Raw genomic sequence first — 2,523 nt, forward strand, 5'->3', positions numbered from 1 at the left:
CGCCCGGTTACATTCCGAACCCGGAAGCTAAGCCTTTCAGCGCCGATGGTACTGCAGGGGGGACCCTGTGGGAGAGTAGGACGCCGCCGAACAATCTTTCAAGGACCCTTGGTCCCAGCGTTCATGCTGGGACCAAGGGTCCTTTTGTTTTTCGTCGAAGCGCGTCGGATGGTCGGCTGCGCGAGAATGTCTGTGGTACCCGATGACAGGAGTCACCCCCATGTCCACCAACTCTTCCGACGACCGTCCGGAGCGCGAGCCGCGTCGCCGTGACGGCGGTGACAGGGGCGGTTTCCGTGGCGGTCGTGACGACCGGTCCGGCGCGCCTCGACGTGACACCAACGACCGTTCCAGCGGCCCCCGTCGTGATGACAGCCGTGGTGGCAGCACCGGCGGCGGTTTCCGTCGTGATGACAGCCGTGGTGGCAGCACCGGTGGTGGCTTCCGTCGTGATGACAGCCGTGGTGGCAGCACCGGTGGTGGCTTCCGTCGTGACGACAGCCGCGGCGGCGCCGGCGGTGGCTTCCGGCGTGATGACCGTGCTCCGCGTCGTGATGACCGTCCCAGCAGCGGCCCCCGCCGCGACGACAACCGTGGCGGCAGCACCGGCGGCGGTTTCCGTCGTGACGACCGGGCTCCGCGTCGTGATGACGACCGTGGTGGTCGCCCCAGCGGTGGCTTCGAGCGCCGTGACGACCGCGCTCCGCGTCGTGACGACCGTCCCAGCAGCGGCCCCCGCCGCGACGACAACCGTGGCGCCAGCACCGGCGGCGGCTTCCGTCGCGATGACCGTGCTCCGCGTCGTGATGACGAGCGTGGCGGGTACCGCGGTGGTCAGCGTGACGACCGCGGCGGTCGCCCCAGCGGCGGCTTCGAGCGCCGTGATGACCGCGCTCCGCGTCGTGACGACAGCCGTGGTGGCAGCACCGGCGGCGGTTTCCGTCGCGATGACAGCCGTGGTGGCAGCACCGGCGGTGGCTTCCGTCGTGACGACCGTGCTCCGCGTCGTGATGACGAGCGTGGTGGGTACCGCGGTGGTCAGCGTGACGACCGCGGCGGTCGCCCGAGCGGTGGCTTCGAGCGTCGTGATGACCGTGGCGGTCGCCCGAGCGGTGGCTTCGAGCGTCGTGATGACCGTGGCGGTCGCCCGAGCGGTGGCTTCGAGCGTCGTGATGACCGTCCCAGCAGCGGCCCCCGCCGTGACGACAGCCGTGGTGGCAGCACCGGCGGCGGTTTCCGTCGTGATGACCGTGCTCCGCGTCGTGATGACGAGCGTGGCGGGTACCGCGGTGGTCAGCGTGACGACCGCGGCGGTCGCCCCAGCGGTGGCTTCGAGCGTCGTGATGACCGTGGCGGTCGCCCGAGCGGTGGCTTCGAGCGCCGTGACGACCGCGCTCCGCGTCGTGACGACCGTCCCAGCAGCGGCCCCCGCCGCGACGACAACCGTGGCGGCAGCGCCGGCGGCTTCCGCCGTGACGACAGCCGCGGTGGTGGCAGCACCGGTGGTGGCTTCCGCCGTGACGACCGTGGTGGTCGTGACGACAGGAGCCGTGACCGGGACCGTGCGCCCCGTCGCGACAACGACCGCGGTGGCTACCAGGGCCGCGACGACCGCGGTGGTTACCAGGGCCGCGACGACCGTGACCGTGAGCCGATCAAGCGGCTTCCCATCCCGGACGACGTCACCGGCCAGGAGATCGACAAGGATGTCCGGCAGGAGCTGTACAGCCTGCCGAAGACCCTGGCCGACGATGTTGCACGGAACCTCGTGATGGTGGCCCGCCTCCTCGACGAGGACCCCGAGCAGGCCTACGCGTACTCGCGTATCGCACTGCGTCTGGCCTCGCGCGTCGCAGCGGTGCGTGAGGCCGCCGGCTTCGCCGCGTACGCGACGCAGAAGTACGCGGAGGCGCTGGCCGAGTTCAGGGCGTCCCGTCGCATGACCGGCTCCGTGGACCTGTGGCCCGTCATGGCCGACTGCGAGCGCGGACTCGGCAGGCCCGAGCGGGCGATGGACATGGCCGGTGGGCCCGAGGTCCAGAAGCTGGACAAGGCCGGCCAGGTCGAGATGCGCCTGGTCGCCGCCGGAGCCCGCAGGGACATGGGCCAGATCGACGCGGCAATCGTCACGCTGCAGGGCCCCGAGCTCGCCTCCAGTGCCGTCCACTCGTGGACCCCGCGCTTGCGGTACGCGTACGCGGACGCGCTCCTGGAAGCAGGGCGCGAGGACGAGGCACGTGAGTGGTTCGGCAAGGCCCTCGAGGCCGACAAGGACGGCGCGACCGATGCGTCGGACCGGCTCGCCGAGCTCGACGGTGTGGAGTTCGTCGACGCCATGGGTGAGGACGACGAGCACCCGGCCGTGGTCGAGGCCGAGACGCCGGGCGCCTCGGAGCAGGACGACGAGGACGACGGCGTGGAAGAGTACTACGACGACGACGACGTGGAAATCGAAGAAGTCGAGGACGACGACGCGGAAGGTTCCGCGAAGGCGTAAGCGCTGAACGGCTCATAGAAGAGGGC

Annotated in this window: 2 protein-coding genes and 1 rRNA gene; all 3 read left to right on the forward strand. The window is 70.7% G+C overall.

Annotated elements, in window-relative coordinates; all coding sequences use genetic code 11:
- A 5S ribosomal RNA gene (gene rrf / locus ACFQ6X_RS35125) occupies window positions 1-92 on the forward strand; the annotation flags it as partial.
- A gap of 204 nt (window positions 93-296) precedes the next feature.
- On the forward strand, window positions 297-1,772 hold the full coding sequence (locus ACFQ6X_RS35130; RefSeq protein WP_383188025.1) for a hypothetical protein: 1,476 nt from the start codon (window positions 297-299) through the stop codon (window positions 1,770-1,772).
- Entirely contained in the window at window positions 1,772-2,497 is a 726-nt protein-coding gene (locus ACFQ6X_RS35135) for a hypothetical protein (protein ID WP_383188028.1), read from the forward strand. The genes ACFQ6X_RS35130 and ACFQ6X_RS35135 overlap by 1 nt, the downstream gene beginning before the upstream one ends.
- The last annotated feature ends 26 nt before the right edge of the window (window positions 2,498-2,523 follow it).

This window comes from Streptomyces sp. NPDC056452 (genome assembly GCF_042796085.1).
Classification (GTDB): domain Bacteria; phylum Actinomycetota; class Actinomycetes; order Streptomycetales; family Streptomycetaceae; genus Streptomyces.